Source organism: Micromonospora sp. RHAY321 (assembly GCF_023896955.1).
Classification (GTDB): domain Bacteria; phylum Actinomycetota; class Actinomycetes; order Mycobacteriales; family Micromonosporaceae; genus Micromonospora.
On the sequence record NZ_JAMHIW010000007.1, the window covers coordinates 262934 to 276403 of the forward strand.

Genomic DNA, 13470 nt, shown 5'->3' on the forward strand with positions numbered 1-13470 from the left:
CGGTGACGCGACACCCCCGGGGTCCGGCACTCGTGGTGGCGGTCGAGGGCCTGGAGGGCGCCGGCAAGACCACGGTGGTGCAGCGGTGCGCCGCGATGCTGTCGGCCCGGTCGGTGTCCGCCACGGTGGTGCCGGAGTTCACCAGCTCACCGCTCGGCAGCTATCTGATGACCCGGCTCTCCACCGACCGCTTCCTGCGTGACCCGGCCAACGTCCCGTCGGCGTGGACGCAGGTGTTCTCCGTCGTGGCCGACCTCGCGTACGCGGTCGAGTACGCGGTGCCTGCGGCGGCCCGTACGCACGCGGTCGTGCTCAAGGACCGGTGGCACGAGAGCGTGGTGGCGTGCCAGCACGTCGCGCTGGCCGACGAGTACGGGCTGGACGACCGGGTGGCCTGCGAAATGATCGACGGTGTCGTGCGCACCCTCCCCGACCCGGCGGACGTCAGGATCTGGCTGCACGCACCGGAGGCGGTACGCGTTGACCGGTTGCGGGCACGGGCCGACTACGACCCCGGGGACCTGCCCGTGCTGCGGCGGCGGGAGCGGGCGTACCAGCAGTTGCTGAGTGACCCGCGGCGGCGCGGCGGGTTCGTCTTCGTGGATTCGTCGCGGCCGGTCGGCGAGGTCGTGGACGCGGTGCTGGAGACCATCATGGCGGCACTCGACGGCCCGTCGCTTTAGAGGACCAGCCGGGGCGCCGCCAGCCCCACCTCGCGGTACGCGAACCACCGTTGCAGCACCCGCTTGACGTCGGTGCTGCACTGCGACGCGGCCAGGCCGGCCAGCCCCACCCAGCGGATGCTCACGTGCTCGGAGCTCAGCACGGGGACGGCCGTGGGTTCGACGTCGACCGCGAAGTTGAACTGTCGGGCGAGCCGACCGTCGGAGTCGACGTAGTCGAAGATGGCGAAGATCTCCGAGGCGGCGCGGACGCGCAGGCCGGTCTCCTCGAAGACCTCCCGGGACAGGGCGTCGAGCAGGGTCTCCCCCGGCTCCACCTCGCCACCGACGATCTCCTCGAAGCCACCCATGAAGTCGTCGGGACGCCGCTTGGCCAGCAGCACCTCCGTGTCGCCGTCCACCAGGCGAGGTACGACGGCCCCGACCACGAAGCGCTCGATCTGGTCGGCGGCGGCCGCGGCCACGGCGGCGGAGACGGAGACGGAGACGGGATGCCGGGCCGGATCGGCGTCCGCCATGTCGAGTTCGCTCAGGGCGCGCGCCAGACACGCACCCAGCGCCCGGAAACGCTCGGCCGTGCCCGGGTCCTCCCCCACGGGCACCGGGACCCGCACCACCGCCGACTGGAGGTGTTCCGCCACGGGGACCGGCCGTCGCAGGCTGACACCCGGCTTGTCGGTGACCGGGGACCGGGGGTGCTGGAAGAGGTGCCAGTGGGAGAGGCTGCCGAAGGTGCCCGCGCCGGTCAGCTCCTGGTAGCCGGCCTCCCGCACGTACGCGACCAGCCGCCGCACGTCGGCCGGCGGTCGGTGCACCACCAGGGGCAGCGCGTAGTAGGAGCATCGGACCTCGGGCGACGGCGGCAGCAGCGGCGAGATCGCGTCCACCGGCCCGAGCGCCTCCAGGAACCGCTCGACGTGGCGCTGCTTGGCGACCAGCCAGCGTGGCAGCCGGTCGAGGTAGACGGCGGCCATGGCGACGCCCAGTGGGTGGGCGCGGTACTTCAGGCCCAGGCCGGTGTCGGCGTACCGGTGCAGGGGATGGTCCGGCGGTATTTCGTTGATCGACCGACGGTTGAAGTGCCCCAGCAGGTTGGCCCGGACGTAGATCTCCTGGTCGTCGGTGCAGAGCACACCGCCCTCGCCGGCGGACACGATCTTGTTGCCCTGCAGGCTCCAGGCCGCGACGTCGGCCAGGCCACCGACGGGTTCTCCGGCCACGGACGCGCCATGGGCGTGCGAGCAGTCCTCGACCAGCGCGATCCCGTGCCGGTCACAGAACTCCCGGTACAGGCGGACCGGCTGCGGATAGCCCCACATGTGGGTGATGACCATCGCCCGGGTCCGCGGGGTGAGCAGCCGTTCCGCGAGGTCGAGATCCAGGAGGCCGGCGACGGTCGAGTCGACCAGCACGGGCACGGCCCCGAGCTGGAACAGCGGCAGAGCGGTGGCGAAGAAGGTGTACGCGGGGCAGAGCACCTCGTCGCCGGGCCCGATCTCCAGGGCGTAGTACGCGCTGTGCAGTGCCGCCGTTCCCGACGAGGTGAGCAGGGCGTACCGGGACCCGGGCAGACGCCGGAACCGTTCCTCGAAGTCCTTGAGGACGCCGGACCGGTCGTAGATGGACACCGACTCGTCGAGCTGGCGCAGCACGGCCGCCCGGACCTCGTCGTCGATCGGCGGCCAGGCCTCCGGCCCGGTGGGCGTCGGCTCAGGCGTTTCGGGAGACACCAGGTTCGTCCTCTCTCACCAGCTGCCCCACCGCGTCCGTGCGGTACGCGTCAGCGATCGCGGCCATCACCCGCAGGCCGTGGCGGTTCTCCCACCTGGCCCGGCGGCGCGAGGCCAGGTCGGCCACCGCGCTGCCGATGGTGTGGGAGGCCGCCGAGACGGGATCGTAGGAGAACCGCCAGCTCCGGCTGGCACCGCCGGGCAGCCGCATCTGCAGGTACGACAACCCGGCGCGGATCACGGCGCCGTTGCCCACGAAGATGTACCGCTCATCCGCCACCTCGGCCAGCCTGGAGATCTCCATGGTTCCCCGGCTCCCGTCGCGGTGCACGCAACCGAGCCGGACCTGCTCGTCGACCAGGTAGCCCGGGCGGCGTGCGATGTCGGTGACCGTGAGCAGAGTCGGCCTGCCGAGCAGCCGCAGGACCAGATCCAGGCAGTGGTAGCCCATGTCGGAGATCACGCCGTCGCCGGCCATCTCCGGGTCGTTGCGCCAGGTCTGCCGGTACGACGCCGACGGCCGCCAGTATCGGGCCCGGTAGCGGACCGCGGGGCCGAGCCGGGGCAGCAGGCGGGCGAGCAAACGGAAGACGGGCAGGAACGGTCGGTCGACCAGGGGGTGCAGCAGGTCAGCGGCGTCCCGGTACAGCCGGCGAGCGTGCGACAGGTCGCGGGCGTACGGCTTCTCCTTCAGGACCGGGCAGCCGAGCTGGGTGAGATGGCGGGTGGTCCGCTCGTGCGCGCCGTGCGGCACGGCGACCAGGGCGAAGTCGTACCGTTCGGCGACGGCCGGGAGGCCGGGCAGGAAGCGGGCCTCCGGCGCGACCCACCCGGCCGCCTGCGCGGCCCGGAACGCGTCCAGCCGTTGCGGCGACGTGTCCACCACGTCCACCACCCCGATGCCGCACCGGGCCAGCGCGGGCAGCAGAACCCGCTGCGACCGGTCTCCGAGACCGACCAGCAGGCAGCCCCGCCTCGGGTTCGGCTCGCCGACCCGGCGGAAGGCCGACCGGCCGCGAACACTCACGCGGGTCGGGCGTCGTTCCACAACGCGTCGACCTCGTCGCCGAACTGGCGATACCACCGGCCGTCCGCGGCGGTGACCCGGAGCCAGGGCTTGTCGTAGTTCTCCAGGCGGTACGTGTAGTACTTGAGGCAGATCAGGCCGTTGTCGGTGCGGTAGTCCGCCGCCACCACCCCGAAGGGGAACGGCGCGGGCGAGAACCGGACCTCCGCCCGGGCCTGCGGAATGGCCATGAGCTGACGGAAGTCCGCCGCGCCGTCATTGATCAACCCGCGCTGCCGATCCTTCAGGAAGGGCCGCTTGGACCGCATCACCGCGTAGTCGACCGCCGGCCCGTCCGGGTCGTACAGCATGACCCGCAGTTCCTTGCCGGCCTTCACGAAGGCCGTCAGGTGCGACTCGTAGTTGCTGAAGGTCCGGGCCAGGTCCACACCCGCGAGCACCACCACCGAGCTGCCCGCGAGGAGCGCGGGCAGTTCGTAGGGAGGCTCCTGTTGAAACCGCGCCCCGGCCGCCGCCCTGCGCAGGTCGGCGACCATGTCGGTGAGCTCGAACCGCAACCCCAGCAGCGCGAGACCCAGCGCACCGATCCCGGTCACCGTGAGGGCGGTGATCAGCTTGTCGTCCGCCCAACCGAACAGTGACGCCAACACGGCGCCCAGGCTCACCAGCAGCACCACGGCCAGCTCGACGTGCTGCCCACGGCGGAACGCGCCCACCATCCGGCGGAATCTCACCGCCGCGCCTGTCTCGTCGCTCGCATTCGCGAAACTCTATCCGGCCCCCGCTGGGCGCGGAACCGCCGGAACTGACAGCAAGAAAGGACGATCGGGACGGCGACCCGGTCGAACCCGGCTCCCGACGACGACGGTCGGTGGACGGCGGCAGGTACGGGCCGGGGTCAGTCCCCCACGGCGTTGAACAGGGCGGCGACCTCGGCGTTGGTCAACCGCCGGATCCGCCCGGTGCGCAGGTCACCGAGCCGGATGGGCCCGATCGAGGTACGCACCAGCCGGGTGACCGGGTGTCCGACCTCGGCCAGCAACCGCCGGACGATGTGTTTGCGCCCCTCGTGCAGGCTCAGCTCCACCTGGGCGCTCTTGCCCAGGGTGTCGACCACCTTGAACGAGTCGACCTTGACCGGCCCGTCCTCCAGCTCGACGCCGGCCAGCAGGCGCTTGCCCAGGTTGCGCGGGATCGGCCCGACCACCTCGGCGAGGTACGTCTTCAGCACCTCGTACGAGGGGTGCATGAGCTTGTGCGCGAGGGTGCCGTCGTTGGTGAGCAGCAGCAGGCCCTCGCTGTCCGCGTCGAGCCGCCCGACGTGGTAGACGCGCTGCTCCACCCGGTTGCCGATGAATTCGGCCAGCTCGTTGCGGCCCTTGTCGTCCGCCATGGTGGTGACCACCCCGCGCGGCTTGTTCATCGCCACGTACACCAGGCGGGTGTCGACCTGGAGGCGCTCGCCGTCCACGTGGATCACGGCGGTGGCCGGGTCGACCTTGTCGCCGAGCTTGGCCACCCGGCCGTCCACGGTGACCCGGCGGCGGAAGATCAGGTCCTCGCAGGCACGCCGGGAACCCACGCCGGCGGCGGCGAGCACCTTCTGCAGGCGCTCGGCACCCTCGTAGACGGGGGCGTCGGGTTTGGGGGAACGGTTATCGGGTCGCATCAGCAAGCTCTTCTACGTCGTCGGGCAGGAAGGGTGCGAGGGGCGGCAGCTCGTCGACGGTGTTCAGCCCGAGCTTCTCCAGGAAAAGCGTGGTGGTCCGGTAGAGGAACGCCCCGCTGTCCGTTTCGGTGCCGCACTCCTCGACAAGGCCGCGCGTAACCAGCGTACGGATGACCCCATCGCAGTTCACACCCCGGATGGCCGAGATGCGCGAACGGGTTACCGGCTGCTTGTAGGCGACCACGGCGAGGGTCTCCAACGCCGCCTGGGTCAGCCGTACGGACTGCCCGTCCAACACGAACCGTTCGACATAGGTCGCGTATTCCGGCCGGGTGTACAGCCGCCAGCCGCCAGCCGCCCGGCGCAGCTCGAACCCGTGCCCTGCGGCCGTGTAGCCGGCGGCGATCTCGTCGAGCATCGGCCCGACCCGCTCGGCCGGCTGCTCCAGCACCTGGGCCAGGACCAGCTCGCTCACCGGCTCGTCGACCACCAGCAGGATCGCCTCCAGCGCTCCGCGCAGCTCGGCGTCGGAGAGCACCGGCGCGGGCTCCGGCTCGACCGGCGCCCTCCGCCGCCCCACAGCCTGCCGACGGGGTACGTCCCCGCCCCCGCCCTCCCCCGCACCCTCCGCGCCCGCCTCGACGGCGCCCGGCTCGCCCTCAGCCGGCTCGCCCGCGCCCGCGCCCGGCTCGACGTCGTCCGGCTCGCTCGGCTCGCTCGGCTCGCTCGGCTCGCTCGGCTCGCCCGCGATCTTGGCAGAATCCGGCCCCCCGTCGACTCCGGGAGCGGTCTCGACGACCTCGGAGGCGGTGGGAGCGGGTGGGCGGGGGCGCTCCCACGGCGGAACCCAGGCGGCGGCCTGATCAGCCAGGGAGTCCCGGCGTTCCTCGTCACTCATCCCGCTCACCCTCCGTCGTTTCCGTCCCGTCCGGGCGCTCAGCCGGCCCCGCCGACACAGCCGCCGGCTCGGGCACAGCCTCCGGCCCAGGCGCCGATTCCGGCTCGGCCGGGGTGCCGGCGTACTCGTCGACGTGCAGTTCGGTGTCGCCGTCGGCCGGGCCGGTCCAGCGCACGGTCAACTCCTCCAGGGCCTGCTCCTGCACGAAGGCCACCAGGCCCTCCCGATAGAGCTCCAGCAGCGCGAGGAAGCGGGCGACCACCTCCAGGGTGGCTTCGCAGTCGGCGCACAGCAGCGAGAAGGTCGCCGTGCCGGCGCGGCGCAGCCGGGCGGCGAGGATCGCCGCGTGCTCCCGGACGCTGACCCGGACCATGTGCACGTGGGCGATGGAGACCTCCGGCACCGGCTTCGGGATCATCGCCTTCACGGCCAGTTTCAGCAGTCGCTGCGGGCCGATGCCGAGCACCAGGTCGGGCAGCGCCTCGGCGTACCGGGGCTCCAGGCTCACCGCCCGCGGGTAGCGCCGACCGCCGACCGCCTCCAGCTCGGCGATGTGCGCCGCCGCCTCCTTGTACGCCTTGTACTGCAACAGCCGGGCGAAGAGCAGGTCCCGCGCCTCCAGCAGGGCGAGGTCCGCCTCGTCCTCCACCTCGGCGGCGGGCAGCAGCCGGGCCGCCTTCAGGTCGAGCAGGGTGGCGGCGATCAGGAGGAACTCGCTGGCCTCGTCCAGGTCCCACTTGTCGCCCATGGCGCGGATGTAGGCGATGAACTCGTCGGTGACCTTGTGCAGGGCCACCTCGGTGACGTCGAGCTTGTGCTTGCCGATCAGTTGCAGCAGCAGGTCGAACGGGCCGGTGAAGTTCGCCAGCCGGACGGTGAAACCGGACGTCTCGGGAGCCTCGGGAGCGGGCAGCACGCCGTCGACCTCGGCGGCGACCGCCGGGGCGGTGGCCTCGTGCGGCCCGGCCGGCGGGTCGAGGGGTGGCGCGGTCACCGGACGACCGTAGTGCACGAGGCGGACACCGGGTGTTCCGGCTACCGCTCCGACTGGGCGGCGATCACCTCGCGGGCCAGCTGACGGTAGTTGCGCGCCCCGGAGGACGCCGGGTCCATCGTGGTGATCGGCGCACCGGCCACGGTGGACTCGGGGAACTTCACCGTCTTGGTGATGACCGTCTGGTAGACCTTGTCGCCGAACGCCTCCACCACCCGCTGGAGCACCTGACGGCAGTGCGTGGTGCGGCTGTCGTACATGGTGGCGAGGATGCCCTCGAGCTCCAGGTCGAAGTTGAGGCGCTCGCGCACCTTGTCGATGGTGTCCAGCAGCAGCGCCACACCCCGCAGGCTGAAGAACTCGCACTCGAGCGGGATGAGCACACCGTGAGCGACGGTCAGCGCGTTGATCGCCAGCAGGCCGAGTGAGGGCTGGCAGTCGATCAGGATGTAGTCGTACTCCTTGCGGACCGAGCGCAGCACCCGGGCCAGGGCCATCTCCCGGGCCACCTCGTTGACGAGCTGGATCTCGGCGGCGGAGAGGTCGATGTTGGCCGGCAGCAGGTGCAGGCCCGCCACGTCGGTCTTGATGAGGACGTCCTCGGCGGTCACGTCGTCCTGCATGAGCAGGTTGTAGACGGACAGGTCGAGGTTGTGCGGGTTGACCCCCAGCCCCACCGAGAGCGCGCCCTGCGGGTCGAAGTCGACCAGCAGCACCTTGCGGCCGTACTCGGCCAGCGCCGCACCCAGGTTGATGGTGGTGGTGGTCTTGCCGACGCCGCCCTTCTGGTTGGCCATCGCGATGATGCGTGCCGGACCGTGCCGATCGGTGGGCATCGGCTCGGGAATGGGCTTGCGCATCGTGTAGGCCGCCGGATCCGCCGGACCCAGGTCCGCGCCGAGCGTGGCCTGCTGCTCGCGGAGCTCCGACGTCCAGGTCTCGGCACGGTCACCGTTGCCAGCCATGTCCTCGTTGCCCCCTCCCGACGACCCACCCGGCGTCGGAGCCGTCCGACGTCCTTCGCGGCGCCGCTGCGCACCCCGGTCTTCTCGCCCCAGGAGGTCCGCGCCGATGCCGACTGTACGCCACCGACCAGCAGGGGGTTCGGCACCGGCCCGGCGTGTCGGGGCCGACCGCGACGGGGGCTCAGCCGCGGGCGCGTGGGTGGGCGGTGGCGTACACCTCGCGCAACCGCTCGACGGTCACCAGCGTGTAGACCTGGGTGGTGGTCACCGAGGCGTGACCGAGCAGTTCCTGGACCACCCGCACGTCGGCGCCGCCGTCCAGCAGGTGGGTGGCGTAGGAGTGGCGCAGGGTGTGCGGGGAGACCGCGGCCGGCCCGTCGACCGGCAGCCCGGCCCGGGCGGCGCCGCGACGCAGGATGGCCCAGGCGCCCTGCCGGGTCAGCCCGCCGCCGCGCGCGTTGAGGAAGACCGCCGGGGTGCCCCGGCCGGCGGCGGCCAGCCCCGGTCGGGCTCGGACCAGGTAGGCGCGCACCGCCTCGACGGCGTACCCGCCGATCGGCACCAGCCGCACCCGGCCGCCCTTGCCGCGCAGCAGCACGGTGCCCTCGTCGGTGTCGAGGTCGTCCACGGCGGCGCCGACCGCCTCGGAGATCCGCGCGCCGGTGCCGTACAGGAACTCCAGCAGCGCCCGGTCGCGCAGCGCGAGCGGCGCGCCCTCGCCGGTCGCGGTGACCGGGCCGGCGGTCTCCAGCAGCCGGACCACGTCGTCGACCGGCAACGCCCGGGGCAGCCGGCGCGGCGGGGTGGGCGGGCGGACCTCGCGGCTCGGGTCGGCGCCGGACAGCCCTTCGCGCAGCGCGAAACGGTGCAGGCCGCGCACCGCGCTGGCCGCGCGGGCGGCGGAGGAGACCGCCAGCGGGGGGTGCGTGTCGTCGCCGGCGCGCAACCGGGCCAGGTGCGACTCGACGACGCCGGCGCCGACCGACGCCAGGTCGACGACGCCGGCATCGGCGAGGGTCGCGAGGTACCGCTCCAGATCCCGGCGGTACGAGGCGAGGGTGTTCGCGGACAGGCCCCGCTCGACCGTGAGGTGGTCGAGGTAGCCGCGCACGGCACGGCGCAGGGCCGGCGCGGGCTGTACGTCCGCGCCGGCCGGGGCCGGGATGCCGGTCAGGCCGCCACCGCTCAGGCCAGCGCGTCGGCCAGCGGAAGCACGCCCATGCCGTGCGCCTCGGCGACCGGGCCGTAGGTGACCTGGCCGTCGTGGGTGTTCAGGCCCAGCGCCAGCGCCGGGTCGCGACGCAGCGCCTCGCGCCAGCCGTGGTTGGCCAGCTCCAGCGCGTACGGCAGGGTGACGTTGGTCAGCGCGTAGGTGCTGGTGTTCGGCACGGCGCCGGGCATGTTCGCCACGCAGTAGAAGATCGACTCGTGGACCTTGTAGACCGGTTCGGCGTGCGTGGTCGGGCGCGAGTCCTCGAAGCAGCCGCCCTGGTCGATGGCGATGTCGACGAGCACGCTGCCCGGCTTCATACGGGAGACCAGCTCGTTGGAGATCAGGGTCGGCGCCTTGGCACCGGGCACCAGTACGGCGCCGATGACCAGGTCGGCGTCGAGCACCGCCCGCTCGATCTCGTACGCGTTGGACGCGACGGTCTGCAGGTGGCCGCGGTAGATGGCGTCGGCCTGGCGCAGCCGGGCGACGTTCTTGTCCAGCAGCAGCACCTCCGACTGGAGGCCCAGCGCGATGGCGGCGGCGTTCATGCCGGAGACGCCCGCGCCGATGACCACGGTCTTGGCCGCGTACACGCCGGAGACGCCGCCGGGCAGCACGCCGCGCCCACCGCCGGTGCGCATCATGTAGAAGGCGCCCACCTGCGGGGCGAGCCGGCCGGCAACCTCGGACATCGGGGCGAGCAGCGGCAGGGACCGGTCGGGCAGTTCGACGGTCTCGTACGCGATGGCGGTGACCTTGCGGTCGATCAGCGCGTCGGTGCAGACCTTCGAGGCGGCCAGGTGCAGGTAGGTGAAGAGCACCTGCCCCTCGCGCATCCGGTGGTACTCCTCGGCGATCGGCTCCTTGACCTTGAGCACCAGCTCGGCGGTCTCCCACACCTCGTCGGCGGTGGCCAGGATCTTGGCGCCCGCCGCGGCGAACTCCTCGTCACTGATGCTGGAGCCGACACCGGCGCCGGACTCGACGAAGACCTGGTGACCACCGCGGGTGAACTCGTTGACGCCCGCCGGCGTGATCGCCACGCGGTACTCGTGGTTCTTGACCTCGCGTGGGATTCCGACCTTCACGATGCAGACACCTCTCTTCGGGGCTGCTCTCCCCCGACTGCTCGGTGCCACGACGGCCCCATTGCCACCGCGGTCCACCGGTCCCGCCGGCGGCAGTCTAGGCGCGCCCGGCGCCGCCGCGAGCCAGCACAGTGCCATCCGGTGCCCGGCTGTCCTGACGGAGTGTCAGGGCTGTCGACCGGGCCGGCAGTGGGAGGCAACCTCAGCCGACAGGACATTGTTCGCCCATTATCGTCCCATCTGGCGGGTACCGGTGCGGACAGCGGGCGAGTGGATCACTAGTGTGTCGGCCCATGACCACTCCTCCTTACCAGCCGGGGTACGCCCCGGGTTACTCCGACAAGAGCAAGGTCGTCGCGGGCATCCTCGGCATCCTGCTCGGCACCTTCGGCGCCGGTCGGTTCTACACCGGACACACCAAGATCGCTGTGCTCCAGCTCGTGGTGAGCATCGTGACGTGCGGTGTCGGCGCGCTCTGGGGCGTCATCGACGGCATCCTCATCCTGGTGAACGGCGGCACGGACGCGCAGGGTCGACCGCTGCGCGACTGATCCACCCGGACCAACGGCGAAGGGGCCCCGCGGCTGACCGCGGGGCCCCTTCTCTCGTACCCCTGTGCCGGCTGGACCGGCGGTGACTCTCAGCGTGGCAGCGGCGCGTCCGCCCGGCGCAGCGCCGACCAGCCGGTGTCCCGGGCGCGGGCGGCGGCCAGCAGCCCGGCCACCGCGGAGGCGTTGGTGATCTCCCCGGCCAGGACCATGGCGACCGCCTCGTCCAGGTCGACGCGGACGACCTGGAGGTCCGCCTCCTCGTCGTGGCGTTCGTGGCGCTCGCCGGCCGGCACGTCGGCCAGGTCGCGGGCCAGGTAGACCCGGACCAGCTCGTTGGTGAACCCGGGCGAGCTGTGCAGGTCGACCAGCACGTCGATGCTGCCGGCGGTGAGATCGGCCTCCTCGGCCAGCTCCCGCAACGCGGCGGCCGGCAACTCCTCACCGGAGACGTCCATCAACCCGGCCGGCAGCTCCCACAGGTGCCGCCCGACCGGGTGCCGGTACTGCCGGATCAGCACCACCTGGCCGGCGTCGTCGAGCGCCACCACCGCCACTGCCCCGACGTGCCGGACGAGGTCGCGGCGCGCCGTCCCGCCGCCCGGCATGGTCACCTCCTCGGTGACCACGTCGAAGATCCGGCCACGGTAGCGCTCCTCGCTGGAGCGCACCTCGTAGCGATGCTCGACCGCGCTCACGCCGCCGCCTCGCTACGCTCCGCGGCGGCGCGAGGCGCCACGCTGCTGCGCTCGATGCTTCGCTCGCTCCGCTCGCTCACGACGCGGACGCCGCCTTCGTCGCGGCGCCGTTGCGGGCGGCCCTGCGCGTCGACGGGGCCTCCGTCGCCGCGTCCAGGTCGACCGGCAACTGGTCGGCCTGCGAGTACGCCACGGCGGCCTTGACGAACGACGCGAACAGCGGGTGCGGGCGGGTGGGGCGGCTCTTCAGCTCCGGGTGCGCCTGGGTGGCCACGAAGAACGGGTGCAGATCCCTGTCCAGCTCGATGAACTCCACCAGCCGGCCGTCCGGCGAGGTGCCGGAGATGTGCAGGCCGGCCTTGGTCAGCGCGTCCCGGTAGGCGTTGTTGACCTCGTAGCGGTGGCGGTGCCGCTCGCTGATGTCGGTGCTGCCGTACGCCTCGGCGACGATCGAGCCCTCGGTCAGCGTCGCCGGGTACGCCCCGAGCCGCATGGTGCCGCCCAGGTCGCCCTTGCCGGCGACGATGTCCTCCTGGTCGGCCATCGTGGCGATGACCGGGTGCGCGGCCCGCTCGTCGAACTCCAGGGAGTTGGCGCCGTCCAGGCCGGCCAGGTGGCGGGCCACGTCGATGGTCATGCACTGCAGGCCCAGGCAGAGGCCGAGCAGCGGGATGCCGTTCTCCCGGGCGTACCGGGCGGTGCCGATCTTGCCCTCGATGCCGCGCACCCCGAACCCGCCCGGGATGAGGATGCCGTCCACGCCGGCCAGAGCCGCCGCGGCACCGGCCGGGGTGACGCACTCGTCGCTGGGCACCCAGCGCAGCTGCACCCGGGCCCGGTGGCCGAAGCCGGCCGCCCGGATCGCCTCACTCACCGACAGGTACGCGTCGGGCAGGTCGACGTACTTGCCGACCACCGCGACGGTCACCGTGTGCCGGGGCCGGTGCACCCGCTCCAGCAGGTCGTCCCAGCTGGTCCAGTCCACGTCCCGGAAGGAGAGCCCGAGCCGGCGCACCACGTACGCGTCCAGGCCCTCGCGGTGCAGGACCTTCGGGATGTCGTAGATGCTCGGCGCGTCCGGCGCGGCGACGACCGCCTCGGCGTCGACGTCGCAGTAGAGCGACAGCTTCTCCTTGAGCTTCTCCGGGATCTCCCGGTCGCAGCGCAGCACGATGGCGTCGGGCTGGATACCGATGTTGCGCAGCTGCGCCACCGAGTGCTGGGTGGGCTTGGTCTTCAGCTCACCGGACGGCGCCAGGTAGGGCACCAGCGAGACGTGCAGGTAGAAGCAGTTGTCGCGGCCCAGGTCGTGGCGGACCTGGCGGATCGCCTCCAGGAACGGCAGCGACTCGATGTCGCCGACCGTGCCGCCGACCTCGGTGATCACCACGTCGGGAACGTGGCCGTCGTCGTCCGGGTCGCCCATGGAGAGGATCCGCGACTTGATCTCGTTGGTGATGTGCGGGATGACCTGGACGGTGTCGCCCAGGTACTCGCCGCGCCGCTCCTTGGCGATCACGTCGGAGTAGATCTGGCCGGTGGTGACGTTCGCCTTACCGGACAACGCCCGGTCCAGGAACCGCTCGTAGTGCCCGACGTCGAGGTCGGTCTCGGCGCCGTCCTCGGTGACGAAGACCTCGCCGTGCTGGAACGGGTTCATCGTTCCGGGGTCGACGTTGAGGTAGGGGTCGAGCTTCTGCATCACGACGCGCAGCCCGCGCGCGGTCAGAAGGTTTCCGAGGCTGGAGGCGGTGAGGCCCTTACCCAGCGAGGAGGCGACGCCCCCGGTGACGAAAATGTGCCTGGTCGTCCGTGCTGATGGGGCCAAGGCCTGCTCCCGTGTCGTCTGTCGCGGTCATGCAGACCGCCGTGCTTGATCAGCAAAGTGATCACGCGATCCACGGGATTCCACGGTAACACCTCTCGTGAGGGTCGTCGCAGGCCGCACCCCCGGTGC

Annotated in this window: 13 protein-coding genes; 2 read left to right on the forward strand and 11 right to left on the reverse strand. The window is 72.1% G+C overall.

The genetic code is table 11. The features are described 5' to 3' along the window. The first annotated feature begins 2 nt into the window (after positions 1 to 2). Positions 3 to 683, forward strand: coding sequence for a hypothetical protein (locus M8C17_RS18220; RefSeq protein WP_252417694.1), 681 nt, complete (start codon positions 3 to 5; stop codon positions 681 to 683). Here the strand turns inward: M8C17_RS18220 and M8C17_RS18225 are convergent. The 9 genes from M8C17_RS18225 to ald all read right to left on the reverse strand — a co-directional run bounded on the left by M8C17_RS18225 (position 680) and on the right by ald (position 10267). Continuing rightward, the gene (locus tag M8C17_RS18225) at positions 680 to 2413 is read right to left on the reverse strand and encodes a DegT/DnrJ/EryC1/StrS family aminotransferase (RefSeq protein ID WP_252417695.1); all 1734 of its coding nucleotides are present in this window, start codon (positions 2411 to 2413) and stop codon (positions 680 to 682) included. The two genes, M8C17_RS18220 and M8C17_RS18225, sit on opposite strands and share 4 nt — an antisense overlap. Continuing rightward, on the reverse strand, positions 2394 to 3440 hold the full coding sequence (locus M8C17_RS18230; protein ID WP_252417696.1) for a Gfo/Idh/MocA family protein: 1047 nt from the start codon (positions 3438 to 3440) through the stop codon (positions 2394 to 2396). The genes M8C17_RS18225 and M8C17_RS18230 overlap by 20 nt, the downstream gene beginning before the upstream one ends. Beyond that, a complete protein-coding gene (locus M8C17_RS18235) occupies positions 3437 to 4174 on the reverse strand; it encodes a hypothetical protein (protein ID WP_252417697.1) in 738 nt (245 codons plus the stop codon). Before M8C17_RS18235 ends, M8C17_RS18230 begins: the two co-directional genes overlap by 4 nt. Positions 4175 to 4338: 164 nt before the next feature. Then, complete coding sequence (locus tag M8C17_RS18240; RefSeq protein ID WP_252417698.1) at positions 4339 to 5109, reverse strand: pseudouridine synthase; 771 nt, start codon at positions 5107 to 5109, stop codon at positions 4339 to 4341. Further along, the gene (scpB, locus tag M8C17_RS18245) at positions 5096 to 6007 is read right to left on the reverse strand and encodes an SMC-Scp complex subunit ScpB (RefSeq protein WP_252417699.1); all 912 of its coding nucleotides are present in this window, start codon (positions 6005 to 6007) and stop codon (positions 5096 to 5098) included. The genes M8C17_RS18240 and scpB overlap by 14 nt, the downstream gene beginning before the upstream one ends. Beyond that, on the reverse strand, positions 6000 to 7001 hold the full coding sequence (locus M8C17_RS18250) for a ScpA family protein (RefSeq protein WP_252417700.1): 1002 nt from the start codon (positions 6999 to 7001) through the stop codon (positions 6000 to 6002). The genes scpB and M8C17_RS18250 overlap by 8 nt, the downstream gene beginning before the upstream one ends. Before the next feature lie 41 nt (positions 7002 to 7042). Continuing rightward, positions 7043 to 7966, reverse strand: a complete 924-nt coding sequence (locus M8C17_RS18255) for a ParA family protein (RefSeq protein ID WP_088990243.1) — start codon at positions 7964 to 7966, stop codon at positions 7043 to 7045. Positions 7967 to 8147: 181 nt separating this feature from the next. After that, complete coding sequence (locus M8C17_RS18260; protein WP_252417727.1) at positions 8148 to 9131, reverse strand: site-specific tyrosine recombinase XerD; 984 nt, start codon at positions 9129 to 9131, stop codon at positions 8148 to 8150. A 20-nt stretch (positions 9132 to 9151) separates the two neighbouring features. Then, complete coding sequence (gene ald / locus M8C17_RS18265) at positions 9152 to 10267, reverse strand: alanine dehydrogenase (protein WP_252417701.1); 1116 nt, start codon at positions 10265 to 10267, stop codon at positions 9152 to 9154. Between the two features lie 293 nt (positions 10268 to 10560). Between ald and M8C17_RS18270 the strand changes: the two genes are divergently transcribed. Then, positions 10561 to 10818 carry a TM2 domain-containing protein gene (locus tag M8C17_RS18270; protein WP_252417702.1) on the forward strand — a complete coding sequence of 86 codons (258 nt, stop codon included), beginning with the start codon at positions 10561 to 10563 and terminating at the stop codon, positions 10816 to 10818. Between the two features lie 89 nt (positions 10819 to 10907). On the opposite strand, the gene M8C17_RS18275 is transcribed toward M8C17_RS18270, so the two are convergent. After that, positions 10908 to 11513 (reverse strand): NUDIX hydrolase, encoded by a 606-nt coding sequence (locus M8C17_RS18275; RefSeq protein WP_252417703.1) that lies wholly within the window; start codon positions 11511 to 11513, stop codon positions 10908 to 10910. A gap of 76 nt (positions 11514 to 11589) precedes the next feature. Further along, positions 11590 to 13341, reverse strand: coding sequence for a CTP synthase (locus M8C17_RS18280; protein WP_252417704.1), 1752 nt, complete (start codon positions 13339 to 13341; stop codon positions 11590 to 11592). Positions 13342 to 13470 lie beyond the last annotated feature (129 nt).

What these genes read in the sequence shown, in the direction of transcription:
- M8C17_RS18270 (WP_252417702.1), top strand. Translation starts at nt 10,561, where the DNA reads ATGACCACTCCTCCTTACCAGCCGGGGTACGCCCCGGGTTACTCCGAC.
- scpB (WP_252417699.1), bottom strand. Translation starts at nt 6,007, where the DNA reads ATGAGTGACGAGGAACGCCGGGACTCCCTGGCTGATCAGGCCGCCGCC.
- M8C17_RS18240 (WP_252417698.1), bottom strand. Translation starts at nt 5,109, where the DNA reads ATGCGACCCGATAACCGTTCCCCCAAACCCGACGCCCCCGTCTACGAG.
- M8C17_RS18255 (WP_088990243.1), bottom strand. Translation starts at nt 7,966, where the DNA reads ATGGCTGGCAACGGTGACCGTGCCGAGACCTGGACGTCGGAGCTCCGC.